The organism is Ureibacillus sp. FSL W7-1570 (assembly GCF_038593265.1).
In the GTDB taxonomy this organism is placed as follows: Bacteria; Bacillota; Bacilli; order Bacillales_A; family Planococcaceae; genus Ureibacillus; species Ureibacillus suwonensis.
On sequence record NZ_CP151979.1, the window covers coordinates 1,192,925 to 1,219,528 of the forward strand.

Below are 26,604 nucleotides of genomic sequence, written 5' to 3' on the forward strand. Positions count from 1 at the left end.
TTTTATTTGATTTCTTTTCGATTAAATATAAAAATACCACAGAAAACAATGAAAATTAAGGAAACAGTACCAACGATAAGAGCTGTAAGCATTTGGCCCTTCGTCATTATCGGAGTAAATACATCACTAAACTGTTGAAATATAGAATACTTATACAAAAATTCAATAACAGATGACATAGGTAGCTTTTCAACAACAAATATTACAATAGTAAATAAAATCGAAAAAATAATCGTTTTACCACTATCTTCGGTCACGACAGCAAACAACGTTATTAACGCTATATAGCTTAGAAAAGGGAGTAAAAATAATCCAAATGACCTTGCTAAGTATAGAAGACCAACATTGTTTAGGATATCACCATGACCTAATAATAATACCATTAAAAGACCTATGATTAATGGAATGAATATTGTAATAAGAACCGCACCCAATGAAAAAACAAGAAACTTCGCTAAAAATATATGGGAGCGTTTATTTCCACTCATAACTTGATTTTTTATAACACTACTAGGTGAAAAATCAACGGCGATATAAAATCCAGCCAATGTGCTAACAATTAAATTGAAAAATAATAACGTTATAAATGGAGATAATGCATTTAATTTACCTAATCCTACTTGCATAAAATTAGTATTGTCCATTATCCACCAATCAATCATTACTAAATAATGTAATAGCAAACTGACACCCGTTACGATTACAGTAATACCCCAAAATGACCGGTTCCTTTTTAATTTATATAATTCTGCTAGAATTAAATTAGTCATATGTTGCATCTCCAATCCGTTTTGAAAAATAGTTCTCTAAACTATCACCATTTAGTGAGAGATGTTCTAATATAAGTCCACGATTGGTTAAAATACGAGAAACGGTCCGAATATCATCGAGATAGTTATAAAGTTTTATGGTCCCATCTGGCATTACTTCAAAATCATCTGCTTGTAATTGTTCTTCTAAGACCGTAGCTCCCAGTTGTGGTTGATCAACCTTAATCCGCAAATGTTGTCTGCATTTTTCATCTAATTCTTTTGTTGTCATTTCCTCTAACAACCGTCCTTTGTGAATAATACCGAAACATGTTGCGGTTTTGTATAGTTCCGTTAAAATATGGCTAGATATTAAAACTGTAAGTCCTTTTTCCCGATTTAATTTATGAATTAACTCCCTCATTTCAACAATTCCCATTGGATCAAGTCCATTTGTTGGTTCATCGAGAATTAAAAATTCTGGATCGCTTAATAAGGCAATAGCAAGCCCTAGCCTTTGTTTCATTCCTAGAGAAAAGTTTTTCACTTTTTTCTTCCCTAAATCTTGAAGACCGACTAGTTCCAACGTTTCACTTATACATGTTTTACCTGGAATCCCTTTTTGTAAGCGATGCACTTCTAGGTTTTCAGAAGCTGACATATTTGGAAAAAGTGCTGGATGTTCAATAATCGCACCAATTCTTTTTTGGGCTTCACATAAGTTTTTAGATTGATATTCACCAAAAATATGGATAGTTCCACTTGTCGGAAAAGCTAGTCCTGTAATTAACCGTAATAATGTTGATTTTCCAGCACCATTTTGACCAATTAAACCATAAATTTCACCCTTTTTAATATTGATATTGACATCCTTTAAAGCATAATCATGATGATATTTTTTTGTTAATCCATTTGTACGTAAAATATACTCATCCATTTGTGTATCCCCCCATTTCGGACATTAACTATAATATGGAACATAATAATTAAGAGAGGCTTAAGATAAATCTTAAGAAAAGCTTAAGATTTCATCCGATAACCCATTCCCCATATTGTTTCAATATACTCTTCATTTGGATTTGCCTTCGTAAGCTTATTTCGAAGGTTACTTACATGTACATTTACCGTGTTATCATCTCCGTGATACGGCTCATTCCATACACTCTCGAAAACATTAGCTTTAGAAAAAACTTTATACGGTGTTGTCATTAATAGTTTTAATATATTGAACTCCCGAGCGGTAAGAGAAACATTGACACCATTGACCAAAACAGTCTTCGAATCTAAATCAAGTTGAATATCTTTATGAGTTAATATTTGCTTTTTCGGTTCATTCGGGTAGCGAGTTCTCCGTAGAAGCGAATCAATCCTAGCAGATACTTCATCAATATCAAAAGGTTTTGAGATAAAGTCATCAGCACCTTTTCGCAAACTCGTAATTTTCGTTCTCTTTTCATTTTTAGCTGAAATGATAATAACCGGCGTAGATCCTTTTTCTGTAATTTTTTCAAGTACTTCTTCTCCTGCCATGCCCGGTAACATTAAATCTAGCAACACTAAATCCCACTGTTGTTTTTCTAAATATAATAGTGCCTCTGTCCCAGAATAAGCCGGTTGGGGATGATAGTTGCTCATTTTAATAATTCGACATAAAAGTTGATTTATGTCATTATCATCTTCAACAACTAAAATGTTAATCATGTCATTCATTGTAATCCCTTCCTTTCTTCCTTTAATCTTACATTTCAACTGGGATCAATGAGATTGGGTAACTCCTTATATTTCTTTCATCTTTATTAATGTAATCATGAAGTTGACCTTCATATACCTGTTCCAATCCGTTTATTACTTGTAAATCGTTCGGAGCGATAAGGGATATCGGTTTTCTAAAATCAACAACGTTACTATTTTTTAATACTGACGCCACAAATTGTGAACAAAAAAATGCTTTCTTTCTTTTTATTGGTTTATTGATGATAAAACCAAATAACCCGATAAAATTATAACGAAAGTCTTCTTTTTGTTTATCCATTTTTGTTACATATGCTTTCATCTTTTTTAATTGTTCATCGGTTACTGAAAGTGAATAAATGATACAATTGGCATTTTTAAATAAACCTTCCTCTACATTCTCTTTAACAAGTCCCCCATCAAAAGGGTTATTCACTTTTTTCCGTCCAAAGCTATATACCTCTGATAATTCAGCATCAAAGGATATTGATGCATGATTATAAGGTTTTTTTGTAAATATTTTGATTAACCTTGTAAATAGTGTACCTGTATCCGTTAAAAGAATATATATCTTTTTTTCTTTCATCATTCGAATATCCCCCTTATCTGTTATCGAATGGTGTATTTAATATACAAAACAAAACATAAAAAGATCTTAATGGAATTCTTAAGAATCTCTTAAGTTTTACAAATGTTGAATGGAATGCGATTCATAGTGTTGACATTTTATATCACCTGTAATATATTTATTACAGGTGAAACAAAATGTCAACATAGGGGGGTAAAAAATTAGTGAGGCTTAGATTGACTAATGAATTCGTTATTTATTTTCTCATCAGAGTTAGTCTCGTGATTTTTATCCGATTGACCGAGTTGTTCCGATTAAGTTCAGCCTACACTCATATTCACTTAGCCGGTTGGGGAATGATTGCATTGGCAGGAATGATCTACCACGTTTTTCAAACAGCGGGTGCGACCAAATTAACACAAGTTCATGATCAATTTCTGATGATTGGAATACCACTGTTATGCATAGATATAATTTTTTCTAGACTGGGACAATATGAAATAGGTAGTTTAATCAATTGGGTTGGCGGGATTCTCATCCTTTTCGGTGTAATATTTTTTGTCATTAACGCTATGAATAATGTGAGAGTAATGGCTCGATCATGATTAAAGAACCTGTAAATGGTGATGAGCTTCTAGCCTTATTTGAAGCCCTTTCCAATCCACACCGTATGAGAATCATCGCTATTTTGGCTAATGGAAGACAATATGTCAGTCAATTAGCTCGGGAAGCTGAAATGAGTCGTCCTTTACTTTACATGCATCTACAAAAATTAGAAAATGCCGGCATTGTAAATACTAAAATGGAAGTTTCCGATGATGGAAAAGCAATGAAATACTATGAACTTGTAAACTTTGATTTCCATATTACACAGGACTTAATCAAAGAGGCTGTTAAAACATTATCAATAAAAAAGAAAGAAGGTAAAAAATAATGAGTGAAGAAGTCATTTGGGGTTTAGCAGGAATGGCATTTGTAGTATTAGTTGTGGCAATTTTGTTCATTCCAATTGCAAAAATCGCACAAACAAAAATTCAAACAACCAAAGAAGAAGTCTATCAAAAATTAGCAGCAGAAGCAATTGAAGCACAAAAGGAAACAAATAGAATTAACGAAAAACTTGCAGATGAAATTTCAGATTTAAAAGAAAAAATCGCTTCAATTGAACGTATTTTGAAAGAAGTAGAATAGCAAATCTGTTTGATAAACGAAGGGGGATCCAAAAGGTCTTCAATGACTGATGGATCCTCCCTTCTCTATTTTTATGCTATTTTTCGTAGGATGCTCATTGCCTGAGGGACAATATGTTTTATCCATATTATGTTGCCAAAATTTCTATTTAACAGTACTTTTATTAGTACATTTACATATACAATGAGAAATATTGATCATATATTAATTAATAAACTAGTTAAAGAGGTGTCACCTTGCGACTGGGATCATGTGGAAGTTGCAAAGAGCCTGAAAATCAACCAAGTCTATTTTCATCTCAGACAGAAGTGGATTTGTCAATTCCCTTTGGTGTTGGTACTGAAACACCGGTATTAATGTTATCCGTTCCAACCACATCAAATGCTCAATCTATTTTTATTAATGGACTTGTTCAAGTTCAAAGTATAATTCCGTTAGGTTTATTGTCATATCAGTATGGAGTCAGATTAAGAATCCGCCGAAATGGAACTCTTTTGTTTACTCAAACTTTACAACAAGGAAATTCTATTACATTAACTTTATCTTTTACACAGATTGGCGCCATTCCAATTTCTATTGTTGATACGAATCCTACTCTCGGTACTAATAATTATACTGTTACATTAGAGTTTTTTCTGAGGTCTGCTACTGGAGTATCTTACCGCTCAATCGCGCTCTATTAATGCCCTAGTGATATAAAATATCCTACTGTTTAGGTAAAACTCTTAATCGTTCATATACTTAAAAAAACCTATTGATTCAATCAATAGGTCAGCTTGTAGACAAAGTCCCTAACTAGTGGCCAAATCTACAGGCTTTTTTTGTATAATAGGGATAGAATTCTTGGTTAACGGGGGAAATTTAGGATGTTATCGAAGCGTACTGACAATAATCGAAATCAATTGGAAATGGTGGCTCTTGATCAATTGGTTCCAGAAGATCATTTGGTAAGGAAGATTGAACAAGCCATAGACTTTGATTTTATTTACGATCTTGTCAAAGATACCTATTGCCTAGATAACGGAAGGCCTAGTATTGATCCTGTTGTGCTCATTAAAATGGTCTTTGTGCAGTATTTATTTGGTATTCGATCCATGCGTCAAACGATCAAAGAAATTGAAACCAACGTGGCGTATCGATGGTTCTTAGGATATGGTTTCACAGAGAAAATTCCTCATTTTTCAACGTTCGGCAAGAATTATGTTCGTCGTTTTCAAGGTACTGATTTATTTGAACAGATTTTTTATCGTATTTTAAAAGAAGCGATGAATAAAGGATTAGTGGATGCATCTGTTGCCTTTATTGATTCAACACATGTCAAAGCGAGCGCCAATAAAAAGAAGTTCGATAAGAAAATTGTCCGGGCAGAAACAAAAAGCTATCAAGCGCAATTAGAGTTAGAGATTAACCAAGACCGTGAAAACCATGGAAAAAAGCCCTTTCCCCCGAAAGAGAATGAAGAAACCAAGGAAATAAAGGTCAGTACAACCGATCCTGATAGTGGCTATTACGTAAAAGATGAACGGGAAAAGATGTTTGCCTATTCTTTTCATACCGCCTGTGATGCAAAAGGCTTTGTCTTAGCTACCAAGGTAACGGGAGCGAATATTCATGATAGTCAGGTGTTTGGTCAATTACTCGAACAAGTCATCGAAAAAGTAGGCAAACCAACTGCAGTAGCCGTAGATGCCGGATACAAAACCCCAGCGAATGCGAAAAGTCTATTGGATAAAGAGATTCGTCCAGTCATGCCATATACAAGGCCTAGAACAAAGGACGGTTTCTTTAAAAAGTATGAATATGTATACGATGAGCATTATGATTGTTATATCTGCCCAAACAACCAAACTCTTGAATACCGAACAACAACAAGAGAAGGATATCGACAGTACGCTTCGAAACCGGAAATATGTAAAACGTGCCCATTTTTAGAAAAGTGTACCCAAAGTAAAGATCACACTAAATTTATTCATCGCCACATTTGGGAGCACTATGTGGAAGAAGTCGACCACTTAAGACATACAGAAATCAATAGAAATATATATGATAAGCGCAAAGAAACGATTGAACGGGTCTTTGCCGATGGAAAAGAGAAGCATGGCATGCGATGGACAACTCTACGAGGACTGGAAAAATTGTCCATGCAGGCGATGCTTACTTTCGCTGCCATGAACTTAAAGAAAATGGCAAACTGGACATGGAAAAGACCATGTCCAGCCTAAATAAGACAAGAATCTTAGAAAATGATGAGCAAAAAAAGACAAAGAGGTTGGGACAAAACCCCCTCTAAAATGGAAACAGCCCATGAAATTTTGGAATGAAATTTCATGGGCTGTTTTTCATTTTTTCAATAAAAAATAAGGACCTCTTCTGTTAAAATTAAGTTAGCACACAAAACCTAACAGAAAGAAGGGTCCTTATGTTCAAATATTATAACATGAATCAATTAGTTTTGCCTCTAGATTTAGAAATAAAATTACAAGAAAATGATATTGCCTTCCACATTCACCATTTAGTTGAAAGTATTCCAGATGAAGCCTTCCAGCCGTTTCTTCGAAATACAGGTTGTCCTGCTTATCATCCACGCATGATGCTAAAAATTATTTTGTGTGCCTATTCGCAGTCTGTCTTTTCAGGTCGAAAAATTGAAGCGCTATTAAAGGACAGTATACGAATGATGTGGTTGGCACAAGGATATGAACCAAGTTATCGGACGATCAATCGTTTTCGTGTGCATCCGGAAGTAAAAGAATTAATTCGTCAATGTTTTGTCCAATTCCGTTGCCAACTGGTGGAAGAAAAGTTAATCGATCAAGAAGCCATTTTTATCGATGGTACGAAGATTGAAGCGAATGCCAATAAATTTACTTTCGTATGGAAGAAATCCATTGAAAAATACAACCAAAACTTAATTGAAAAGTCCAATCAGTTATACAACGAACTATTAGAAAAAGAAATCATCCCTGAAATGGAGCGGGAAAGTGATGGGGAATTGTCCGTAGAAGAACTCGCTCAAATGGTGCAACAAGTCGATGAAGTCATTAAGGAATATGACCAAAAAATCGAATCATCGCCCGATGCCACAGAACGAAAAGCATTAAGAAGCGAACGAAAATATCCAAAACAAGCGTACAAACAATTAATAGACTTCATTCTACGCAAACAAAAGTATCAAAAAGCCTTGGACATCTTGGGGGAACGAAATAGTTATTCCAAAACCGACCCGGATGCGACGTTCATGCGAATGAAAGACGACTATATGAAAAACGGTCAATTGAAAGCTGGATACAACGTACAAATCGCAACAGAAGGTCAATACGCACTAGCTTATAGCATCTTTCCAAATCCTACTGATACACGTACATTAATTCCGTTCTTGAATGAGATAGAAAAGGATTATTTTCCGTTGCCAAAGTACATTGTCGCAGATGCTGGTTATGGTAGTGAACCAAACTATGAAGACATCCTTTCGAATCGAAAATGTGAGGCACTCATTCCATATACCATGTATGAGAAGGAACAAAAGAAGAAATATAAACAAAATCCATTTCATCCAGACAATTGGACGTATGACGAAGAAAGTGATACCTACACGTGTCCGAATCAGCAACGTGTAACATTCAGATATCATTCTGTACGTACAGATAAGACCGGTTTCAAACGAGAATTCAAAATTTACGAATGTGAAAACTGTTCAGGATGCCCATTCCGTTCATCATGTACAAAAGCAAAGGAAGGCAACCATCGAAAAGTCATGGTGAATGAAAAATGGGAACAACAAAAAGAATATGTAAGAACGAAGCTTTCAGAAGAAAAAGCAGGTTCTATTTTCCGTCAACGTAAAATTGACGTAGAACCAGTTTTTGGATTCTTGAAGGCTAATTTGCGTTTCACTCGATTTTCCGTCCGAGGAAAATCGAAGGTAGAAAATGAAATGGGGATTGCCTTAATGGCCGTGAATTTACGGAAATACACGGCCAACAAAAATCAACTGACCAAAAATAATGGAGAGAAATGGAAAAAGGAGAATTTGAGTTGGCTCAAATTCTCCTTTTTCCTATTTTGAAGCTAGTTTTGTCCCAGCCTCTTTGTCGACAGTCTGAGCGCACATTCCTTTAAGAAATGTGCGCTTCTTGCTTCATCATTATTTTTGAATGAACATTTGTGTCCAATAATGGCCGTCTTTCACATATCCCACACCGATATGCGTATAGTTTTTGTTCAAGATGTTTGCGCGGTGTCCCGGTGAGTTCATCCAAGCTTTCACCACTTGTTCCGGCGTGCTTTGGCCCATGGCAATATTTTCACCGGCGGATTTATATTGGATTCCATAGTTTGTCATCATGGTGAATGGCGAACCGTATGTTGGGCTTGTATGGTCGAAATATTTTTTATCATGCATGTCTTGGGATTTATGCTTCGCCACTCTCGCCAATTCCCAATCGGATTTTAATGCAGGCAATCCTGCTTTGGCGCGTTCCACATTGACCAATCTTACCACTTCTTCCTCATAAGCTTGGCCTTCCTTCTCCGGCACATTGATTTTTTGTCCCGGATAAATCAAATTCGGATTTTCCAATTGCGGATTCGCATTAATCAATTCTTGTACACCTGTTTGTGTTTTTACTGCAATTTTCCAAAGAGAATCTCCTGATGCGACTGTATATGTTCCGGCAGCGAAAGCCGTTACCGGCAATAATAATCCAATGGATAAAATGAGGGCGCCTGCGCCTTTTTTCAATTTCGTTTTCATCATTTCCATCCTTCCTTTCTTCTTTTGTGCAAATTCATCATAAAAGGTATTTCCGATGAATTCATCACAAAATTTCTGGAAGGATTATTACAGTTTTATTACTTTGAAATATTAATCTTTGAACCCGTTGATAGAGCTGGCTTTTACTCTTTAAGTCTCGTAAAATATTTGAAATATATTTGAAACAGGAATAGATTACTATCGATAATTTAGTTATTTGGAATCAAAATGGTATTCCATGAACGCATTCACCCAGGATGATTCTTCCTTTTTCTGTTGATGGTTGATGAAAGAATATTCTTCATCGTCCATTTCCTGAATATTTCTTCTCAAATAATAATAGGTTGAGATTTGCACAGATTTTGGCAACTTTTCGATCGAATGAATTAACTCCAGTAATTGACCATTCATCATTGACAATGTACTGCCTCCCAAATTCGCATATTTTCCAACTGACTTAGTAAATTTATATTGACTTGATACATAAGTTATTCCTTTTTTAATCTAAATTTCTCTATAAAAGATATTTATAACCGTTCATTAGGAATGTTAATAGAAACGCTTCCAACAGCATTGGCCATTCCGGAAAGAAGCATCAAAAGAAAAAAATTCCGGAAAAACCTTTCCGGTATCGGCTGCTGCTGCTTTTTTCTTGATTCAATGTTTCAAAGGCCGGATCAATGGAAATTGTATGACTCCTTCATTTTTCGCTTACCTTTGGTTTTTCCCTTTCATCATTCATGGACGAAGAAAAATTGTCACCACACCGCTTTCCATTCTCGATGCATAACATCGCCAAAAATACTCATAATGAACATGGAAAGGAGAGACTTGCAACATGGATCATCGAAAGGATTTGGAGAATGACAAGCGCCACTTTGAATTTGTACGTGGCAAGCAATCCGTAGGCAACCATTCAACCAGTCTTGAAGAATTTGGAATGGAAGAAGAGTTTCATCTCCCAAAAAAGAAAGAACACCCGTCCATTCGCGAAAGGCATGATCAATTTTTTGAAAAGGAATAAGTTATATGTGAAACAACCTCCTGTTATGAATACTTGCATCCAAAAAGAGCGAAAACCGCTCTTTTTTTGTGTTATTGGCAATAAAAAAAGCCGCCCAGATCATCTGGACAGCCCTTATCGCACCTTATTATTTGACAATTTTACTGATGGCTTTAAATTCGTCGCCTTTCGCAATTTGTTGCATTTCAAATAACGCCATTTCCACGCTGGAAAGTTTTGCGCCGCATTGTTTCATTTTCTCAAGGCCAATTTGCGAATTTATAGCTGTGCGGGAAGACACGCAATCCGCCAACACTTCGACTTCATAACCGTTTTGAAGCAGATGGGCAGCCGTCTGATATACACAAATATGGGCTTCAATTCCCGCAATCAATACCTTTTTGCGGCCTGTCGCTTCCAATGCTTTTACAAACTCCGGCGTGTCGTAAGCGCTGAAGGTGATTTTTTCAATCGGCTTTTCATCGGTCAAAAATTGGGAAATTTCTTCAACGGTCGGTCCTAAACCTTTCGGATATTGTTCAAGCCATAAGATGGGCAACCCCAACACTTTCGCCCCTTGCACCATTCTGGCGATATTGTCGATCACAAATTCGCTCTTGTCCACAATGCGTGCCAGCTTCCCTTGAATGTCAATCAATACGAGCACTGTGTCTTCTTTTGTCAACAACTTCCTCATCCCCTTTTTTCATTTTCATCATTAATAATTCTACAAAATGGTGAAAAATCCTTGATTTTTGATTTTTTTTTAAAAACCGTGCTTCCTTTTTGGGATACGTTATAATATTTGTAGCTTTAAAACTTTCTTGAAGAAATGGATGATGAATGTGATTCGTTTAAGTTGGCTTATCAGTTTGGCCATTTCCTTTTTCGGCTTTCTAATTGTCAATCAACTGTTTGAAGTGCAGCCAAAAGGGGCATCCGGCAATCTGGGATTCATCGGCTTTATTTTCCTGTTTCCTTTTGTATTGTTGAGCTTGTTCGCCACTTTCCGCTATTTTTTAACCGCTGCCCGCAATGCCAAAAATAGCGTCAAGTGGTTGGGCATTATCAGCGGGATTCTGCTCACCGGATTTTTCCTATACTTTTTTCTCGACATCAAAAATTCCATCCATGGTTCGATTTGGAAACTGGATCAAGAAACAAGCAGGCTTTACTTCGACATCTACACCTTTGGATTGATTCATACGATCAGCGGTGTATTGGGCGCGTTGTACGGCATCATAAAACCGGCGGCGTTGGAACATGCCCGGGAAACCGGTCAAACCCCTCCTGAATAATTCATTCTATTTCTTTTTTAACAGCTCGAGCATTTTTCTTTTATACGCCTCCACCCCCGGCTGATCAAAGGGATTCACTTCAATCAGCTTCGCGCTCATGGCACATGCTTTCATAAAGAAATACATCAAATATCCCAAGTGATAAGCATCCAGTTTCTCCATCTCCAGTTGTATGACGGGCACCCCGCCTTCTGCATGGGCAAGGGCTGTGCCTTGTTTTGAGGTGGCATTGATTTCGTTGAAAGAACGGCCTGCCAAATAATTTAAACCGTCCTCATTTCTCGGATCATAAGGAATGATGTAATCGCCTTCAATTTGATTGAAATGAAGGAGTGTTTCAAACAAAATCGGGCTTCCTTCCTGAATGAATTGCCCAATTGCATGCAAATCCGTGGAGTAGGTCACACAAGCGGGGAACAATCCCTTTTTTTCTTTCCCTTCGCTTTCCCCAAACAGCTGCATCCACCATTCATGGAATTTCTTTAATGACGGTTCGAAGGAGGCGAGCAGTTCCACGCAATACCCTTCGTTGTACAACTTATTTCTTATGACGGCGTATTGGTATGCGTGATTTTGGGTCAAATCGGCATTTTTCAATTCCAATGCGGCATTTTTGGCTCCATCCATAAACGATCGGATATCGATGCCCGCCACGGCAATCGGCAAAAGTCCGACAGGCGTAAATACGGAATACCTGCCCCCGATATCCGGAGGGACGGCAAATCTTTTATATCCCTCTTCGTCCGCTATGGCTTTCAATATGCCTTTTTCCGGATCCGTTGTCACAATAATCCGTTCCGCCGCTTCTTCCCCATACCGTTTTTCCATGTACAGTCTTAACACGCGGAAGGCTAAAGTCGTCTCCATTGTGCTTCCGGATTTTGAAATGACATTGATATAGATTTCTTTGCCTTCCAAGTAATGAATTAATTGCTGCAAATAAGAACCGCTCATATGATGGCCGACATAAATGACTTCCGTTCCTTTTTCCAAAACGCCAAAGTAGGGGGTTAATGCTTCCTGAACCGCACGGGCGCCTAAAAAAGAGCCTCCAATCCCGATGACGACGAACACATCCGCCTCCATGCAAATTTCATCTTTCAGCTTTTCAATTGAATTGAAGAGTTCTTCATGATCCATCAAAGGATAATTGATCCATCCCGTCATATCATTGGAAGTTTCCAATTCATCATGGATTTTTTCCACACGCTCTTTATATGAAGCTATATCCATATCATCGAATATACAATTCAATAAATTTGTATGCACTGAATAAGTATTCAATGGAATTGCCTCATTTCTCCTTCAAATTTGATAAGGAACTAGCCAATCATTGAAAACAATTTCATGCACCGTCTGTTTCATCATACTGTTAAAGAAAACCATTTATTCATTTGAAGCTGCATGTACGGAAAGCTCTTGCGCCTTTTTGATTATGAACCGTCCCACTTCCTCCCTCAAATCTTCCCGCTGGAGCGCAAAATCGATGGTTGTTTCGATAAAACCCAGCGGATTGCCGACATCATAGCGTTTTCCTTCAAATCGGTACGCAAACACCCGTTGAATCGTATTCAATTCTTCAATTGCATCCGTTAATTGAATTTCCCCGCCAATTCCCGCTTTCTTTTGTTCCAAGAATCGGAAAATTTCAGGGGTCAAAATGTAACGGCCGATAATCGCGTAATTGGAAGGCGCTTGTTCTTTCGCCGGTTTTTCAACAAATTTTTTGACTTGCATCAAAGGGGAATCGGTCGAAACGGGATCGATGACACCGTACCGGTGAATTTCACTCTCGGGCACTTCCATCACCGCAATGACGCTGGAAAAGGTTTTCTCATATTGATCGATCAATTGCTTCAAACAAGGAACTTCGCTTTGGACAATATCATCGCCGAGCAATACAGCGAAAGGTTCATCTCCAATAAATTTACGTGCACACCAAACCGCATGTCCCAGACCCAGGGGTTGTTTTTGGCGGATATAGTGAATATCGATGTCTGATGTGACACGCACTTTTTCCAACAGATCGAATTTCTTCTTTTCTATTAAATTCGCTTCCAATTCAAATGCATGGTCAAAATGGTCTTCGATCGCCCGTTTTCCTTTACCGGTAACGATCATAATATCTTCAATGCCCGAAGCGATGGCTTCTTCCACGATATATTGAATGGTCGGTTTATCGACAATCGGCAACATCTCTTTCGGCATGGCTTTCGTTACAGGCAAAAAACGGGTTCCTAATCCCGCTGCCGGAATGATTGCTTTTCGTATCTTTTTCAAGCCCTCTCACTCCTTATACCTTTGGTTAACAAAATTATACAATAATTTACCAGTTCCCTCATAGCACAGGCAAACGGCCCATAAAAGAAAAAAGGCTGGAATCAGCTCCAGCCTTTGAATGTCACTTTGTTACAATTTGTGTAAGTTTTATCGGATTGTCGCACCGGCTTCTTCCAAAGCTTTCCACACTTTTTCATGGGCATTTGCCACTTCTTCATCCGTAAGGGTTCTTTCCGGATTGAAGTATGTCAATGTGAAGGCGACGGATTTTTTGCCTGCCTCGATATTCTCTCCTTCATATACATCAAATACTTTTACCGCTTTTAACAACTTCGTGCCCGCTTTGCGGATAATCGATTCAAGTTCTCCGGCGGAAACCGCTCTGTCCACTTCCACAGCAATGTCACGCGTCACCATCGGGAAGCGTGGAACCGGTTCGTATTCAACGCCTTTCGCTTCAGCACGCAATAAAGCATGTAAATTCAACTCTGCTACATACGTTTCTTTTAAATCCCATGCTTTTCGTTCTGCCGGATGAAGGCCGCCGATAATTCCTACCCGTTCACCGTCCAGTAAAATGTTTGCCGTTTGACCTGGATGAAGTCCTTCCATCGTTCCTTTTTCATAGGTAATGCGTTCTGTTAAACCTAATTTTTCGATTAATCCTTCCACAATGCCTTTTGCCACAAAGAAATCAACATTGCGTTTATCTCCGAGCCATGCATCATCCACCCATTTGCCGGTGATGACAAAGGCCGCATGCTCCTCTTCAAATGGCAAACCTTCCTCTGTTTTGCCAAGGAATACAGAGCCGATTTCATATAAACATGCGGAATCCGCTTGGCGTGCCATGTTGTAGCTTGCCGCCTGCAACAAATGAGGAATCAAGCTTTGGCGCAATGTTGTGCGGTCTTCGCTCATCGGCATCAACAATTTGGTCGTTTCTTCTTTTTTCAACGCAAACTTTTGGGACCATTCTTCAGAAGTCAAGGAATATGTGACCGCTTGATAGAGGCCGGCACCCTCCAAGAAATTGCGGACAATACGGCGCTTTTCTTGATAAGGGGTCAAACCGCCCACTTGTGTTTTCCCTTCAGGCAATGTCATTGGAATTTCATCATAACCATAGAGTCTTGCAATTTCTTCAATAATATCCTCTTCAATTTTGATGTCTTGTCGGCGAGTCGGCACATCAATGACCAATAAACCCCGTTTCGCTTCCACATCGAACTTTAATCGTTCCAAGATGGAAATCATATCTTCCAGCGAAATTTTCATGCCCAATTTTGTATTAATGTCATCCGGTGAAATGACAATGCGCGCTGGCGTTTTATCGAGTTCATCCACAAGCACGGTTCCTTCCAGCACTTCTCCGCCAGCCAATGCGCAAATCAGTTGTGCTGCCCGTTCTTGGGCTTCCAAAACCCGGTTCGGATCGACGCCTTTTTCAAAACGCACGGATGAGTCGGAACGCAATCCCAGATCTTTGGATGTGCGGCGAACGGATAAACCGTCAAAATAAGCCGCTTCAAGAACAACCGTTGTCGTGCTTTCCGTCACTTCTGAGTTGGCTCCTCCCATCACTCCTGCAACGGCAACCGGTTCTTTTCCATTTGTAATGACCAAATGGTGGCTTTGAAGTGTACGTTCCTGATCGTCCAAAGTGACAATTTTTTCACCTTCATTTGCCAAACGGACGACGATTTCCCCTGTTCCTAATGAATCGTAGTCAAACGCGTGAAGGGGTTGGCCATATTCGAGCAATACGTAGTTTGTAATATCGACAACGTTATTGTGGGGACGAACGCCCGCAGCCATTAAATAGTGCTGCAACCATAATGGCGATTCCGCCACTTTGACATTTTTTATGACTTTTGCAGCATATAATGGGTTTTCTTTCGTCGCATCCACCCGCACTTTAATATAATCTTCCGCTTTTTCCTTTGCAGTTGCATATTGGATTTCGGGCAATTTCACATCTTGTGACAAAATGGCCCCCACTTCATAGGCGACTCCAAGCATGGAAAGGGCATCGGAACGGTTTGGTGTCAAGTCAAGCTCCAGCACTGTATCCCGAAGTCCAAGAATTTCCAGCGCATCGGAACCAGGCACTGCATCATCAGGCAATACATAAATGCCATCCGCATACGCTTTTGGCACAACGCGGCCTTCAACGCCCAGCTCTTGCAAGGAGCAAATCATTCCGTTCGATTCTTGGCCGCGCATTTTCGCTTTTTTAATTTTGATGCCTCCAGGAAGTTTGGCGCCAGGCAACGCCACGATGACTTTTTGTCCTGCCGCCACGTTTGGCGCGCCGCAAATGATCTGTCTTACATCCGTTCCGACATCCACTTGGCAAACGCTCAATTTGTCGGCATCCGGATGTTTTTCTTTTGAAAGGACATGACCAACCACAATATTCGTCATGCCTTGCGAACGGTCGATGACGGAATCGACTTCAATTCCGGCACGCGTGATTTTTTCCGCCAATTCTTCCGGAGTTAACCCTTGTATATCGACATATTCTTGCAACCATTTTAATGAAACTAACATATTGTTACCCCCTTACCCTTCTGTACGTCGGAATTGTGATAAGAATCGGATGTCATCGATATAGAAGTTTCGGATATCTTCCACACCGTACTTCAGCATTGCAATACGCTCTACACCAATTCCAAAGGCAAAACCGGAGAATTTTTTCGGATCATAACCGCCCATTTCAAGCACGTTTGGATGAACCATGCCGGCACCCAAAATTTCGATCCATCCTGTATGTTTACATACATTGCATCCATTTCCTCCGCAGCGGAAGCAGGAAATATCCATTTCAACGGATGGTTCAGTGAATGGGAAGAAACTTGGACGCAAGCGGATTTCCCGATCCTCGCCAAACATTTTTTTCGCCAGTTTATCCAGCGTACCTTTCAAATCGCTCATGCGGATATTTTCGCCGACCACAAGCCCTTCAATTTGCATAAATTGGTGGGAGTGAGTGGCATCATCCGTGTCACGGCGATACACTTTTCCAGGACAGATAATGCGGAACGGTTTTCCCTGTTTCGCAAGCATTGTTCTTGCTTGCACAGGAGAAGTATGGGTGCGGAGCAACGTTTCCTCCGTAATATAGAACGTATCCTGCATATCGCGGGCAGGGTGACCCTTTGGCAAGTTCAACGCTTCGAAGTTGAAATAGTCCGTTTCCACTTCCGGACCTTCCGCCACTTCATAGCCCATGGAAATGAATAAATCTTCCAATTCTTCAACGACACGTGTCAAAGGATGTCTGTTTCCAACCCGAACTTTGCGTCCAGGTAGCGTTACATCCACTGATTCCTTTTCCAACTGCTCTTGAATTTGTTGTTCTTCCAAAACTTTTGCCCGCTGTTCCAATTCTTGCGTAACCTTTTCACGCACCGTATTGGCAAGCGCCCCGATTTTCGGACGCTCTTCCGGGGAAAGTTTCCCCATACCTTTCAACACTTCCGTGATGGAGCCTTTTTTTCCTAAGAACTTTACGCGAATATCATTCAATTCTTTCAGGTTCGTACAAGCAGCAATTTGTTCAATGGCTTCTTGCTCGATTTGTTTGAGTTGCTGTTCCATCATGTAACCTCCTTAAAATTTTTGATTCATCCCAAAATGACGGATTTTTATATGACCTTTATTTAAGAACTTGATGCCGTGTTTTGTAAAAGAATTGACGTTTGCCCAAATAAAAAAACCCCGCCCCAATCAAGGGACGAGGAACATTCGCGGTACCACCCTAGTTATTGCAAAAATGCAATCACTTCATTGACATAACGGCATTGGCCGGCAATCCTTTACAGAGAAAATTCTCTGGTCCCGGATGCTGCTTGCGGGGTGAACTTCAATATTCCGCTGCATGCATAAGCTCTCAGTCTGGACTTATGCTCCCTGATATGCAGCTGGTGAATATTTACTCTTCCCGCTCCAAACGCATTTGACCATATTTGATTCATGTGGAAAAATCTTAGTTTATTCTACGATAAATCGGCAGTTCTTTCAAGTAGTTCCATTGTCTCTCTATAATTCGTCCATTACAACAGCCTATCAAATAACGTTCACTTTTTCTCCGACTGGAAACAGAAATACACGTCCATTGTTATTCCATGAATTTATACAACAATATACCGGTTGCAACAGCCACGTTCAATGATTCCGCTTGTCCAAAAATCGGAATTACCACATTTTGATCCGTTTTCTCCAACAGCGCCTGATGAACACCGCTGCCTTCATTTCCCACTAACAAGGCAAAACTTTCCGTTTTATCCAGCTTTCTGTAATCAACCGCATTTTCAAGAGCCGTACCGAAAACCGGAATATGGCGCTCTTTTAATTTTTCTATCCATTCCGCCAAATTTCCCCTAATGACAGGCAAATGGAAATGGGAGCCTTGGGCTGAACGCAAAGTTTTTGGATTGTATAAGTCGGCACACCCTTTTCCTAAAATGACCGCATCAATTCCACAAGCATCCGCAGTGCGGATCATGGTGCCGATATTGCCTGGATCTTGCACGCTGTCAACGAGCAGCAATTTGCTCCATTTTGCCTGTTCAGATCCGGAAATCTCCCGCTGCTTACAATGGGCGAAAATCCCTTGGGAAGTTTCCGTTTCGGCAATCTCCTTCGCAACGGAATCCGTCACTTCCACAAGGTAGACATCGTCCAATGACCATTCCCGGGGAATTTCAACATCTTCCCGTTTAATGATGTGGATCACTTGGTCCTTGTTTTTTAAAGCCTCTTCCGTCAAATGAAAACCTTCCACTATATATTCTCCGGTTTTATCCCGTTCTTTTTTTGCGGAAACAAGTTTTTTCCAATGCTTCACTAATGCATTCTGCTTCGATTCAATCCGTTTCATCCAATAAAGACCGCCTTTATTTCATGTTTTTGATTTCCTGATCTATTTTGATTAATGCGTTGCCGAGCTGTTCAATTTCTTCTTCCGTTGTATCCATCCCAAAGGAGATGCGGAAAAATCTGCGGGCTTCCGATAAACTGCGACCCATCGCAAGAATCGCCTTCGTTCCGGATTTGCTGTTGATGTCGCAGGCACTTCCCGTGGAAATGCAGATTCCTTCTTCATTCAGGCGCAGCATCACATATTGCCCTTCCGCCCCTTTCATGCACAAACCGCAAATGCTCGGAAGTTGATGGGCCTCGTCCGATTCGATAAAGTAACAATTTGTCTTTTGAATCGCTTCTTTCAATTGATGGCGCAATTTCCAAAACTTATTTATATCATATTTATAATGTTCCACGCTTGTTGCAAAAGCAAAAATGGCCGGCGTATCCACCGTGCCGCCTCTCAACCCTCTTTCATGGGTTACCCCTGGAAAAAGAGGCAAAATTCTTCTTCGCGGATTTAAATATACCGCACCGCAGCCTTTTGGACCACCAATTTTATGGGCGGACACGGTGATGGCATCCACATGTTTTGAAAATGACTTTATATCCAACTTGCAAAAAGATTGAACACAATCTACATGATAGGGAATGTTGTATTTTTGTGCAACCTTTGCAATTTCCGCCACTGGTTGAATGGAGCCGATTTCCGAATTGACGTGTTGAATGGAAATCAGGACGGTATCAGGACGGACCGTTTTTTCCAGCAAATCCACATCAATCGTCCCCTGTTCCGTCAGCGGCAGTCTCGTAATTTCGTAACCTTCCCGCTCCAGTGTATTCATTGCCGCATGGACGCTCGTATGTTCCGCGCTTGAAGTGATGACATGCTTTCCTTGTCCTGCACGGGCCAATGATAAAATCGCCAAAATATTGCCTTCCGTTCCGCCTCCTGTAAAAATGACGCCATCCCGATTGACGCCCAATTTTTCGGCGATGGCATCCCTCGATTTTTCCAACAGGAACACTGCTTTTCCTCCCGCATCGTGCAAACTTGATGTATTTCCGTATACTTCCTTTGCGGCAATGCCATATGCCTCTATGCTTACATCCAGCATTGGCGTTGTTGCGGCATAATCCAAATAAATCATGACTATTCCCCGTTTCTGCAAAAATTATGAACCATTAGCATACTTTACATACCCAATTTTCTATGTGCAAATGCTTGTTTTATCCTTTATTTTATGTAAATATAAGTGTCAAGACAACTGTAAAGAAGGTAGCAATCATGATGAGGAAGACAGATATTGTCATTATCGGTAGCGGTGCGAGCGCCCTTCAGACAGCGAAAATCCTCGCAGAAAAATTTCAGGTGGATATCGTGACAAAAAACCATCTGAAAAACGGGAGCTCATACAAAGCCCAAGGAGGAATCGCTGCAGTTACAAGTGATGAAGACAGCATCCAATTGCACGTGCAAGACACGCTCTCAGCAGGTGTTTATCACCATCAGCCAGACAATGTTCATACATTGGTGGAAGAAGGAAAGAAAACGGTTCATCAATTGATCAAAGAAAATTTTCAAGCGGATCGGGCTTTGGACGGTTCGATTTCCCTGGGGCTTGAAGGAGCCCACAGCAGACCGAGAATCATTCATGCCGGCGGAGATGCGACAGGACAAGCTCTCGTAAACTATTTGCTAGATTTATTGGCTGAAAAGGTGACAATCCATGAATACGAACTCGCTTATGAACTGTTATTGAATGAGGATAGCGAATGTATCGGTGTCAAAACAAAATCCAAAGAAGGAAAAACGACAACCTATTTGGCCTCCTATGTCATTATTGCAACAGGCGGCGCAGGGGCATTGTATGAATATACTTCCAATTGCCCCGACAGCTTTGGCGACGGGATTGCCCTTTCATACATCGCCGGAGCTGAAATCGCCGATATGGAATTTGTTCAATTCCATCCAAGCTTAATCTACAAGGACGGCCAAACCCATGGACTTGTCTCCGAAGCGGTGCGTGGCGCCGGCGGATTCTTTGCGGATGAAGAAGGAAATCGATTGATGGAAGGGGTTCATCCATTGGGGGATTTGGCCCCAAGACATGTTACCGCCTATGAAATGTATAAACATCGTGCAAAAGGCCGGGAAGTTTATATCGACATATCAAATATAGAACACTTTGAAGAAAAGTTTCCAACAATCACAAACATTTGCAAAGAACAAGGCATTGATTTATCGAAACAACGCATTCCCATCGCGCCTGGAAGCCACTTCCTGATGGGGGGCATTATCAGTGACGTTTACGGCCGGACGAGCATCCCCAGACTTCTTGCCGTCGGGGAAACGGCTTGTACAGGGGTGCACGGAGCCAATCGCCTGGCCAGCAATTCACTGCTTGAATGTATCACATTCGGAAAATTGATGGCGGAAAATCTGCTTTGCAACGGTACACGCCAACACAACTTTACGCGGATTTCCAATGAAAAGAAATTGGTGAATTTACCAACATTAATGGATCCAAAAACTTTACAAAAAGAGATGTTCAGAAATGCAGGCATTGTAAGGGAGAAACAAGGCCTCTCGGAATTATTGGCAAAGCTGCCAAGTTACAGGGACATTGCAGCCGTTGATCTGGATGCAATGGACAGATCGGCCATTGAACAATTATTCATGCATATCACCGCCTCTTTAATCGTTCAAGGGGCATTAATCAGGGAAGAATCCCGCGGTTCCCATATCCGCAGCGATTTCCCTTCGATGAAAGAAGATTGGAACAATAAATGGATTGTTTTTAAACAAGGAAACTATCATGTGAGGGACGGACTTTATGAACAACATCAAATTGCAGGAAATGTTGAAACAGTTTTTCAATGAAGATATCGGTGACGGCGATCTTTCCAGTGAAACGATTTTTTCACCCAAAGATCAAGGTTCATTTACATTTTACGCAAAGGAAGAAGGCGTCTTTTGCGGTGCGGAAGTGATTCAAACCGGTTTCAAAGTGCTCGACCCAACCCTTCAAATTACCTTGCTGAAAGAGGATGGCGACGAACTTCAGAAAGGTGATCGGATCGCGGTCATCGAAGGTTCAATGCGCAGCCTCTTGAGCGGTGAACGGGTCATTTTAAATTTAATTCAACGGATGAGCGGCATCGCAACAAACGCAAGAAAAGCCGTTGAATTAACGAAAGGAACCAACGCGAAAATCTGTGACACCCGAAAGACGGTGCCAGGCCTCCGCATGCTGGACAAATACGCTGTACGGACTGGCGGTGCCTATAACCATCGCAGCGGATTATATGATTGCATCATGCTGAAGGACAATCATATCGCGCTCGCCGGGAGCATCACCAAAGCGGTCCAGCTGGCAAAATCGCGGATTGGCCATACGGTGAAAATCGAAGTGGAAATTGAAACGAAGGAACAATTGCTTGAAGCCATTGAAGCCGGTGCCGACATCATCATGTTCGATAATCGCACCCCTGAAGAAATCAAGGCATGGCTTCCGCTTGTACCACGGCATATTTCAACGGAAGCTTCCGGCGGCATTACGTTGGACAACTTGCGAAGCTATGCGGAATCCGGCGTGGAATGGATTTCCCTCGGTTCCCTTACCCATTCGGTAAAAGCTTTTGATATCAGCGCATTAGTGAAAAGAAAGGACGTTGAATAATGGCATCAATCTGTACAATTCCGACATTCGGTATGTTACCTGAAAAATATCGTCACATGTCCCGTGAGGAAATGGAGCATCGGGTTCGGGAAATCAAGGAACAATTGGGCAGTGAATTATTTCTTCCTGCGCACCATTATCAAAAAGATGAAGTGATTCAATTCGCCGATGCAACGGGAGACTCCTTGCAATTGGCTCAAGCCGCGGCGAAAAATAAACAGGCAAAACATATTGTCTTTTGCGGCGTGCACTTTATGGCGGAAACCGCAGACATGTTAACGACGGACGAGCAAATTGTTTACTTGCCGGATATGCGGGCCGGCTGTTCCATGGCGGATATGGCCAATATTTACCAAACGGAAGAAGCTTGGGAAAAGCTGACATCCATTTTCGGAGATACCATCATTCCTTTAACCTACGTCAACTCAACGGCTGCCATTAAAGCATTTACCGGCCGCAATGGCGGTGCTTGCGTCACATCGTCCAATGCCAAAAAAATGGTGGAATGGTCTTTTACACAAAAAGAACGGCTTTTCTTCTTGCCGGATCAGCATTTGGGGAGAAATACCGCCTATGATTTGGGCATTCCACTGGAGCAGATGGCCGTGTGGAATCCCATTTCCGGCGAACTGAAATATGAAGGAAATGTGCAAGACATTAAAGTCATTTTATGGGATGGCTATTGCTCCGTCCACCAGGGATTTACGGTGGAAAATGTCCGGGAAGTCCGGGAAAACTATCCGGATATGAAAGTGATTGTCCATCCTGAATGCTCCTTTGAAGTGGTGCAGGCGGCAGACCTTTCCGGTTCCACAAAATATATTGTGGAGACAATCAAAAATGCTCCATCCGGCTCAAGCTGGGCCATTGGAACTGAGATGAACCTGGTGAAACGCATCATTGCGGAACATCCGGACAAACACATTATTTGCCTGAATGAAAACATGTGCCCATGTTTGACAATGAACCGGATAGACTTGCCGCATCTTCTTTGGGCTTTGGAAATCATCGTCAATGGCGAACAGGGAAATGTCATCAAAGTGGATCCTGAAACGACAAAAGAAGCCTTGTTGGCGTTGGACCGCATGTTGCAATTGGCATAAGCGGATGAAAGTTTTTGAGAAAATCAGCGCATAATTTCTTCGAGTGGAAACAAACTACTACTCGAGGAGGCGAATGGTATGGACTTTCAAATCAGAGCAGCCATTACTTCCAATGTCAAAGGGGACAGTCCGGAAGAATTCCGGGAAACGATCCAAGATGCCATTGCCCGAGGCGATGAACATCTTCTTCCAGGACTTGGCGTCTTTTTGGAAAAGTGGTGGCAAAATACAAGTGAAGAAGAACAATCGAAATTTACGGAAACATTATCAAAAGTGTTTCAACATTAAGGGCTGGAGAACGTTCTCCAAGCCCTTTTTATATTCCCCATTCCATCTTTAAGATTTCCTTGATCCTTTTTACATTCATTTCCCCAATTTCTTCTTCGATCATATTTTCCAATTCTTTTTTCAAGGCGAGATGTTTTTCAAAACACGCCTCCCCCAATTTGGTCAGTTCAATGGATTTATCCCGCAAATTGAATTTTTTTGTTTCCACCAATCCCTTTTCTTCCAATTGCTTGATAAATTTATGAACTGCTTGTCTTGTAAACGGAACCTGTTTCGCCACATGGGAAATCAACGGTTGATTCTTGTACACCTTCTCCAAAATGGAAAACTCCGAATGGGTGATATGAACGCCGCTGATGGCCTGCCATTTTTCTTCCTTTATTTTTTTCAACAATACGGATTTTTCATGAAGTAAATCAATCAACAAATCCCCCATACTCACACCCCACTGTTCACTCAAAATGGTGGAATATACTTACAAACCATGTAATTTCTATATCTATATCATAACGGAATGAAACTTTTTCGTCATTTACCAAAAAAATGAGAAAGTTTATACTACAAATATGGAAACCGCAAAAGTTCACCATTTGCGCATCTAAGAAAAGGATTAAAGGAGGGAAAGAAAATGGGAAGAACGTTCAATTGGAAACGTGTTTTGTTCAATAGTATGCTCATCTGTTTTTTTTTTTTTTTTCATGAAAGGAAATGTGGCACAAGCCGCCACTTTCACGGATGTGCCTGATAGCCATCCATCGGCGGTGGAAATCAATTTTTTGGCGGAAACAGGGATTATTAAGGGGTATTCAGACAAAACTTTCAAGCCTTCAAACAACGTGACAAATTCCCAAGTTGCATTAATGATTTCAAGAGCTTTGCAACTGGATCTGAACAACCGGCCTAATCCGGGATTCAAGGATTTGACGAAAGTCGATCAGGAAACGTACAAAGCGATTGCTGCGGCAGTCGATGAAGGCATTTTCCCAAAAGGAACGAACTTCAGACCATTTGAGCCCATCACACGCGGCGAAATGGCCCAAGTTTTAGTGAATGCCTTTTCTCTCAAAGGCTCCAGCAACCAACAATTTAAAGATGTACCGAAAAACCATAAACATTATCAAGCGATAGCCGCTCTTTCGGCCAATAACATTACAACGGGATACGAAGATGGCACCTTTAAACCTTCCCAACCACTTACCCGTGCCCATTTTTCCACTTTCATGTCCCGTGTTCTTGAACCGGATTTTATACCGGTAAAAAGCGGGTTTGGCTACAATAAAAATTATCAATACATATATGAATTGTATGAAGGTTATACGAGCCGGGAATACTTCACATATTTGTCATCGGACGTCCAAGGGGATTGGTGGTATGTTTCCGATGATTACAATCAGGGGATCCAATATGTGAACAGCATTGGCAAGGACGGTTTCACTTTTAAAGGGTTCCTGGCAAATGATGAAATATTGACGGACTTTCATATCCCATATCCCGTAAAACTCGGGACAAGCTGGTCATTTTCCATGAAGAAAGGGCTTAAACCGGTAACCTATGCGGTGACAAGCATGTCCGAAACCGTAACGACCCCTGCAGGCACTTTTAATCATTTAATGGAAATTGTCAGTTCCGACGGCTTCCAATATTATTATTCAAAAGACTATGGCCATATTTGCACGAAGGATTTGAGAACTAATTCAGTTGTCTATCAGTTAGTCCAATTAAAGAAAAAATGAAAATGGCATGCATGAAAAAAGGCAATCCAGCGCCTCCTGGATTGCCTTGATTTTATATTATGAGCGATGCTTCATTCCACCCTGAACTCGGCATCGAATATAAACTTAATTCACCTATGCCTGTAAAAAGGCCTTTTGCGCTTTCCCCTATCGCTTCGCTTTCGGGGCAGAGCATATATATTTTCCTTTTTTACTTCATTATGCAAGTAAAGATAATAGCACTGCTTTCTGTGCATGAAGTCGGTTTTCCGCTTGCCCCTGCCGCTTACGCTTTCGGGGCAGAGCATATTAGATGTCCTTACTCATTAATTATGCAAGTAATGATAGAAGCACTGCTTTCTGTGCATGAAGTCGGTTTTCCGCTTGCTCGAAGACGTATGAGTTTGGACCGTCGATTACGGATGTTGCCACTTCTTCTTCACGATGGGCTGGCAAGCAATGCAAGAACATGAAATCAGGTTTTGCATGAGCCACCAATTCATCGTTAATTTGATAGCCTTGGAAGTCTTTTAAGCGTTGAGCCGCTTCCTCTTCTTGACCCATGCTAGTCCATACGTCTGTATACACTACATCCGCGTCTTTCACAGCTTCTATCGGATCATTAGTGATCGTGATGGTGCTGCCGTTCTTCTCCGCAATCGCCTGAGCCTTTTTCATGATTTCAGCATCCGGCTCATAACCTTTCGGAGTGGCTACCGCAATATCCATTCCAACGTGGGCAGCCGCCACGACAAGTGAATGGGCAACATTGTTTCCATCGCCGACATAAGCTGTTTTTAATCCTTTAAATGTTCCTTTATTTTCAATGATCGTTTCAAGATCGGCCAACGCTTGGCATGGATGATATAAATCTGTTAATCCATTAATCACTGGAATGGTTGCATACTCTGCTAATTCCTCTACCATTTTATGTGAATTGGCGCGGATCATAACTCCATCTAAATAACCGGATAAAACAAGACCTGTATCTGAAATCGGTTCACCGCGGCCAAGCTGCATATCTCTTGCATGCAGGAAAATCGCTTTTCCGCCTAATTGATGCATCCCCACTTCAAAGGAAATGCGTGTACGTGTGGAGTTTTTCTCGAAAATCATTCCAAGCACTTTTCCATCTAAAAGTTTTGGACATTTGCCATTTTTCGTTACTTTTTTCATTTTTGTTGCAAGGCTAAGCAACTCTTGCACTTCTTCACTTGTATAATCAAGCAGCGTTAACAAATCTTTGCCCTTTAAACTTGAAACGGGCTTTAGCTGCACTTCTTCCAACAATTTCATCAATGAATTTCCGCTCCTTCTTTGTTAGATGTACCCATTATACAATTGTATATTTATAAAATCAAGTGTATTTTTATTAT

At 40.6% G+C, this 26,604-nt stretch carries 27 protein-coding genes and 1 other annotated feature; of the genes, 12 read left to right on the forward strand and 15 right to left on the reverse strand.

What is annotated here, in order from left to right:
• Positions 1-2: 2 nt before the first annotated feature.
• The 4 genes from NST13_RS05815 to NST13_RS05830 all read right to left on the reverse strand — a co-directional run bounded on the left by NST13_RS05815 (position 3) and on the right by NST13_RS05830 (position 3,069).
• On the reverse strand, positions 3-770 hold the full coding sequence (locus NST13_RS05815) for an ABC transporter permease (protein ID WP_342581630.1): 768 nt from the start codon (positions 768-770) through the stop codon (positions 3-5).
• Positions 763-1,686, reverse strand: coding sequence for an ABC transporter ATP-binding protein (locus tag NST13_RS05820; protein WP_173662334.1), 924 nt, complete (start codon positions 1,684-1,686; stop codon positions 763-765). Before NST13_RS05820 ends, NST13_RS05815 begins: the two co-directional genes overlap by 8 nt.
• An 83-nt stretch (positions 1,687-1,769) precedes the next feature.
• A complete protein-coding gene (locus tag NST13_RS05825) occupies positions 1,770-2,459 on the reverse strand; it encodes a response regulator transcription factor (protein ID WP_173662335.1) in 690 nt (229 codons plus the stop codon).
• A gap of 28 nt (positions 2,460-2,487) precedes the next feature.
• On the reverse strand, positions 2,488-3,069 hold the full coding sequence (locus tag NST13_RS05830) for a hypothetical protein (RefSeq protein ID WP_342581631.1): 582 nt from the start codon (positions 3,067-3,069) through the stop codon (positions 2,488-2,490).
• Positions 3,070-3,649: 580 nt separating this feature from the next.
• Between NST13_RS05830 and NST13_RS05835 the strand changes: the two genes are divergently transcribed.
• From NST13_RS05835 to NST13_RS05855, 5 genes are all read left to right on the forward strand, one after another.
• Positions 3,650-3,982: a winged helix-turn-helix domain-containing protein gene (locus NST13_RS05835; RefSeq protein ID WP_173662337.1), complete on the forward strand. Its 333-nt coding sequence runs from the start codon at positions 3,650-3,652 to the stop codon at positions 3,980-3,982.
• Positions 3,982-4,239: a hypothetical protein gene (locus NST13_RS05840; protein ID WP_342581632.1), complete on the forward strand. Its 258-nt coding sequence runs from the start codon at positions 3,982-3,984 to the stop codon at positions 4,237-4,239. Before NST13_RS05835 ends, NST13_RS05840 begins: the two co-directional genes overlap by 1 nt.
• Before the next feature lie 236 nt (positions 4,240-4,475).
• Entirely contained in the window at positions 4,476-4,922 is a 447-nt protein-coding gene (locus tag NST13_RS05845; protein WP_342581633.1) for a hypothetical protein, read from the forward strand.
• 183 nt (positions 4,923-5,105) lie between these two features.
• Positions 5,106-6,461 (forward strand): IS1182 family transposase, encoded by a 1,356-nt coding sequence (locus tag NST13_RS05850; RefSeq protein ID WP_328216756.1) that lies wholly within the window; start codon positions 5,106-5,108, stop codon positions 6,459-6,461.
• Positions 6,462-6,658: 197 nt separating this feature from the next.
• On the forward strand, positions 6,659-8,305 hold the full coding sequence (locus tag NST13_RS05855) for an IS1182 family transposase (RefSeq protein ID WP_342581634.1): 1,647 nt from the start codon (positions 6,659-6,661) through the stop codon (positions 8,303-8,305).
• A 78-nt stretch (positions 8,306-8,383) separates the two neighbouring features.
• On the opposite strand, the gene safA is transcribed toward NST13_RS05855, so the two are convergent.
• Both safA and NST13_RS05865 read right to left on the reverse strand, forming a co-directional pair.
• The gene (gene safA, locus NST13_RS05860; RefSeq protein WP_342471274.1) at positions 8,384-8,992 is read right to left on the reverse strand and encodes a SafA/ExsA family spore coat assembly protein; all 609 of its coding nucleotides are present in this window, start codon (positions 8,990-8,992) and stop codon (positions 8,384-8,386) included.
• Positions 8,993-9,205: 213 nt separating this feature from the next.
• Positions 9,206-9,412, reverse strand: a complete 207-nt coding sequence (locus NST13_RS05865; RefSeq protein WP_342468987.1) for a hypothetical protein — start codon at positions 9,410-9,412, stop codon at positions 9,206-9,208.
• A gap of 418 nt (positions 9,413-9,830) precedes the next feature.
• Here NST13_RS05865 and NST13_RS05870 point away from each other — a divergent pair, with 418 nt between their 5' ends.
• Complete coding sequence (locus NST13_RS05870) at positions 9,831-10,016, forward strand: hypothetical protein (RefSeq protein ID WP_342468986.1); 186 nt, start codon at positions 9,831-9,833, stop codon at positions 10,014-10,016.
• Positions 10,017-10,143: 127 nt separating this feature from the next.
• Here NST13_RS05870 and NST13_RS05875 read toward each other — a convergent pair whose 3' ends face one another.
• Entirely contained in the window at positions 10,144-10,683 is a 540-nt protein-coding gene (locus NST13_RS05875) for a hydrolase (protein ID WP_342581635.1), read from the reverse strand.
• A 148-nt stretch (positions 10,684-10,831) separates the two neighbouring features.
• Between NST13_RS05875 and NST13_RS05880 the strand changes: the two genes are divergently transcribed.
• Positions 10,832-11,293 carry a hypothetical protein gene (locus NST13_RS05880; RefSeq protein ID WP_342468984.1) on the forward strand — a complete coding sequence of 154 codons (462 nt, stop codon included), beginning with the start codon at positions 10,832-10,834 and terminating at the stop codon, positions 11,291-11,293.
• 6 nt (positions 11,294-11,299) lie between these two features.
• Here NST13_RS05880 and NST13_RS05885 read toward each other — a convergent pair whose 3' ends face one another.
• The 6 genes from NST13_RS05885 to NST13_RS05910 all read right to left on the reverse strand — a co-directional run bounded on the left by NST13_RS05885 (position 11,300) and on the right by NST13_RS05910 (position 19,593).
• Positions 11,300-12,577, reverse strand: coding sequence for a glucose-6-phosphate isomerase (locus NST13_RS05885; RefSeq protein WP_342581636.1), 1,278 nt, complete (start codon positions 12,575-12,577; stop codon positions 11,300-11,302).
• Positions 12,578-12,679: 102 nt separating this feature from the next.
• Complete coding sequence (galU, locus tag NST13_RS05890; RefSeq protein ID WP_342468982.1) at positions 12,680-13,573, reverse strand: UTP--glucose-1-phosphate uridylyltransferase GalU; 894 nt, start codon at positions 13,571-13,573, stop codon at positions 12,680-12,682.
• 147 nt (positions 13,574-13,720) lie between these two features.
• A complete protein-coding gene (pheT, locus tag NST13_RS05895) occupies positions 13,721-16,126 on the reverse strand; it encodes a phenylalanine--tRNA ligase subunit beta (RefSeq protein ID WP_342581637.1) in 2,406 nt (801 codons plus the stop codon).
• Positions 16,127-16,138: 12 nt separating this feature from the next.
• The gene (pheS, locus tag NST13_RS05900) at positions 16,139-17,176 is read right to left on the reverse strand and encodes a phenylalanine--tRNA ligase subunit alpha (RefSeq protein WP_342468980.1); all 1,038 of its coding nucleotides are present in this window, start codon (positions 17,174-17,176) and stop codon (positions 16,139-16,141) included.
• Positions 17,177-17,305: 129 nt separating this feature from the next.
• Positions 17,306-17,538: a binding site (T-box leader), on the reverse strand.
• Positions 17,539-17,696: 158 nt separating this feature from the next.
• A complete protein-coding gene (locus NST13_RS05905) occupies positions 17,697-18,458 on the reverse strand; it encodes an RNA methyltransferase (protein ID WP_342468979.1) in 762 nt (253 codons plus the stop codon).
• A 16-nt stretch (positions 18,459-18,474) separates the two neighbouring features.
• Positions 18,475-19,593 carry an IscS subfamily cysteine desulfurase gene (locus tag NST13_RS05910; RefSeq protein ID WP_342581638.1) on the reverse strand — a complete coding sequence of 373 codons (1,119 nt, stop codon included), beginning with the start codon at positions 19,591-19,593 and terminating at the stop codon, positions 18,475-18,477.
• 137 nt (positions 19,594-19,730) lie between these two features.
• On the opposite strand from NST13_RS05910, the gene nadB reads away from it, so the two are divergent.
• From nadB to sspI, 4 genes are all read left to right on the forward strand, one after another.
• Positions 19,731-21,326: an L-aspartate oxidase gene (gene nadB / locus NST13_RS05915; RefSeq protein ID WP_342581639.1), complete on the forward strand. Its 1,596-nt coding sequence runs from the start codon at positions 19,731-19,733 to the stop codon at positions 21,324-21,326.
• Positions 21,280-22,125 carry a carboxylating nicotinate-nucleotide diphosphorylase gene (nadC, locus tag NST13_RS05920; protein ID WP_342468976.1) on the forward strand — a complete coding sequence of 282 codons (846 nt, stop codon included), beginning with the start codon at positions 21,280-21,282 and terminating at the stop codon, positions 22,123-22,125. Before nadB ends, nadC begins: the two co-directional genes overlap by 47 nt.
• Complete coding sequence (gene nadA, locus NST13_RS05925) at positions 22,125-23,228, forward strand: quinolinate synthase NadA (RefSeq protein WP_342581640.1); 1,104 nt, start codon at positions 22,125-22,127, stop codon at positions 23,226-23,228. The genes nadC and nadA overlap by 1 nt, the downstream gene beginning before the upstream one ends.
• A gap of 78 nt (positions 23,229-23,306) precedes the next feature.
• Positions 23,307-23,516, forward strand: coding sequence for a small acid-soluble spore protein SspI (sspI, locus tag NST13_RS05930; protein WP_342468974.1), 210 nt, complete (start codon positions 23,307-23,309; stop codon positions 23,514-23,516).
• 28 nt (positions 23,517-23,544) lie between these two features.
• Here sspI and NST13_RS05935 read toward each other — a convergent pair whose 3' ends face one another.
• Complete coding sequence (locus NST13_RS05935) at positions 23,545-23,952, reverse strand: MarR family transcriptional regulator (protein ID WP_342581641.1); 408 nt, start codon at positions 23,950-23,952, stop codon at positions 23,545-23,547.
• Positions 23,953-24,226: 274 nt separating this feature from the next.
• Here NST13_RS05935 and NST13_RS05940 point away from each other — a divergent pair, with 274 nt between their 5' ends.
• Complete coding sequence (locus NST13_RS05940) at positions 24,227-25,249, forward strand: S-layer homology domain-containing protein (protein WP_342581642.1); 1,023 nt, start codon at positions 24,227-24,229, stop codon at positions 25,247-25,249.
• A 309-nt stretch (positions 25,250-25,558) separates the two neighbouring features.
• Here NST13_RS05940 and argF read toward each other — a convergent pair whose 3' ends face one another.
• Entirely contained in the window at positions 25,559-26,524 is a 966-nt protein-coding gene (gene argF, locus NST13_RS05945) for an ornithine carbamoyltransferase (protein WP_342471273.1), read from the reverse strand.
• Positions 26,525-26,604 lie beyond the last annotated feature (80 nt).

Excerpts from the sequence above, each read along its gene's own strand:
- NST13_RS05830 (WP_342581631.1), bottom strand. The coding sequence starts at position 3,069 with ATGATGAAAGAAAAAAAGATATATATTCTTTTAACGGATACAGGTACA.
- NST13_RS05840 (WP_342581632.1), top strand. The coding sequence starts at position 3,982 with ATGAGTGAAGAAGTCATTTGGGGTTTAGCAGGAATGGCATTTGTAGTA.
- safA (WP_342471274.1), bottom strand. The coding sequence starts at position 8,992 with ATGAAAACGAAATTGAAAAAAGGCGCAGGCGCCCTCATTTTATCCATT.
- nadC (WP_342468976.1), top strand. The coding sequence starts at position 21,280 with ATGAACAACATCAAATTGCAGGAAATGTTGAAACAGTTTTTCAATGAA.
- NST13_RS05880 (WP_342468984.1), top strand. The coding sequence starts at position 10,832 with ATGATGAATGTGATTCGTTTAAGTTGGCTTATCAGTTTGGCCATTTCC.
- pheT (WP_342581637.1), bottom strand. The coding sequence starts at position 16,126 with ATGTTAGTTTCATTAAAATGGTTGCAAGAATATGTCGATATACAAGGG.
- NST13_RS05910 (WP_342581638.1), bottom strand. The coding sequence starts at position 19,593 with ATGATTTATTTGGATTATGCCGCAACAACGCCAATGCTGGATGTAAGC.
- NST13_RS05815 (WP_342581630.1), bottom strand. The coding sequence starts at position 770 with ATGACTAATTTAATTCTAGCAGAATTATATAAATTAAAAAGGAACCGG.
- nadB (WP_342581639.1), top strand. The coding sequence starts at position 19,731 with ATGATGAGGAAGACAGATATTGTCATTATCGGTAGCGGTGCGAGCGCC.
- NST13_RS05935 (WP_342581641.1), bottom strand. The coding sequence starts at position 23,952 with ATGGGGGATTTGTTGATTGATTTACTTCATGAAAAATCCGTATTGTTG.
- pheS (WP_342468980.1), bottom strand. The coding sequence starts at position 17,176 with ATGGAACAGCAACTCAAACAAATCGAGCAAGAAGCCATTGAACAAATT.
- argF (WP_342471273.1), bottom strand. The coding sequence starts at position 26,524 with ATGAAATTGTTGGAAGAAGTGCAGCTAAAGCCCGTTTCAAGTTTAAAG.
- NST13_RS05825 (WP_173662335.1), bottom strand. The coding sequence starts at position 2,459 with ATGAATGACATGATTAACATTTTAGTTGTTGAAGATGATAATGACATA.
- NST13_RS05870 (WP_342468986.1), top strand. The coding sequence starts at position 9,831 with ATGGATCATCGAAAGGATTTGGAGAATGACAAGCGCCACTTTGAATTT.
- sspI (WP_342468974.1), top strand. The coding sequence starts at position 23,307 with ATGGACTTTCAAATCAGAGCAGCCATTACTTCCAATGTCAAAGGGGAC.
- NST13_RS05855 (WP_342581634.1), top strand. The coding sequence starts at position 6,659 with ATGTTCAAATATTATAACATGAATCAATTAGTTTTGCCTCTAGATTTA.
- NST13_RS05820 (WP_173662334.1), bottom strand. The coding sequence starts at position 1,686 with ATGGATGAGTATATTTTACGTACAAATGGATTAACAAAAAAATATCAT.
- nadA (WP_342581640.1), top strand. The coding sequence starts at position 22,125 with ATGGCATCAATCTGTACAATTCCGACATTCGGTATGTTACCTGAAAAA.
- NST13_RS05835 (WP_173662337.1), top strand. The coding sequence starts at position 3,650 with ATGATTAAAGAACCTGTAAATGGTGATGAGCTTCTAGCCTTATTTGAA.
- NST13_RS05905 (WP_342468979.1), bottom strand. The coding sequence starts at position 18,458 with ATGAAACGGATTGAATCGAAGCAGAATGCATTAGTGAAGCATTGGAAA.
- NST13_RS05850 (WP_328216756.1), top strand. The coding sequence starts at position 5,106 with ATGTTATCGAAGCGTACTGACAATAATCGAAATCAATTGGAAATGGTG.